This window comes from Shewanella sp. SM32 (genome assembly GCF_025654235.1).
Classification (GTDB): Bacteria; Pseudomonadota; Gammaproteobacteria; order Enterobacterales; family Shewanellaceae; genus Shewanella; species Shewanella oncorhynchi.
In genome coordinates this window covers 1-771 of sequence record NZ_JAKKRO010000165.1, presented here as the reverse complement: position 1 = coordinate 771, position 771 = coordinate 1, and the positions used below count along the sequence as shown (strand labels likewise).

The window sequence follows — 771 nt, the reverse complement described above, 5'->3', positions numbered from 1 at the left end:
CGACTCAGAAAAACCTATTTATGCTGTTTAGCAAAAATGGCTGGCGAACGGAGGAGCCAGGAAAAGCATACCCTCATGAATCGACTTATCTACATAAGCAGTTGGTATATCGTGCTTTAGGTGAAGAATACATAGGGGAGTCAAAAGCTGCAGAGTTACTTGGCATGTCTGTTTCTAGCTTTCGTAAAGAACGAAAGTTGGAGGTGCCGACTCAAGCACAGTTAGCTCAGGAGGCTAGCCGTGCAGCAGATGCTAATTAGTGATGCCAATATCCTCATTGACATGGAAGAAGGTGGTTTACTGGAAGCAATGTTTCAGTTGCCCTATGACTTTGCAACGCCAGATATTCTTTTTGTTGAAGAACTTGAAGAAGATCATCCCCACCTTCTGGATTTAGGGTTAGCGCTAAAAGAGGTTTCTGCAGAATCAATGATGTATGCCATGCAGCTAACGGGGACCTATACCCAAGCGAGCCGAAACGATTGTTTTGCCCTTGCTTTAGCAAAGCAAGAACAGTGTCCTTTACTGACTGGTGATATGGCACTGAGAAAAGCAGCAGAAAAAGAAGCTGCCATTGTTAAAGGCACAGTTTGGCTAGTAAGCCAACTGGTGGTTCATCAGCAAATCAATACCGAACAAGCGCGAGCAGCCTATAAGCAGATGCAAGCCAATGGCAGGCGTCTACCTTGGCATATCGCAGAACAAGCTTTAGTAGAACTAGAGCAAGTAAATTAATAATTAATAGGTTGCCCTCATAAAGTGCAATTTAGA

At 43.8% G+C, this 771-nt stretch carries 1 protein-coding gene and 1 pseudogene; both read left to right on the top strand.

Annotated features, from left to right (window positions below; genetic code table 11):
* Positions 1–260, top strand: a pseudogene (locus L5M10_RS23975) (transcriptional regulator); the annotation flags it as partial.
* Positions 241–735 (top strand): PIN domain-containing protein, encoded by a 495-nt coding sequence (locus L5M10_RS23970; protein WP_263256103.1) that lies wholly within the window; start codon positions 241–243, stop codon positions 733–735. The pseudogene L5M10_RS23975 and the gene L5M10_RS23970, both read left to right, overlap by 20 nt.
* Positions 736–771 lie beyond the last annotated feature (36 nt).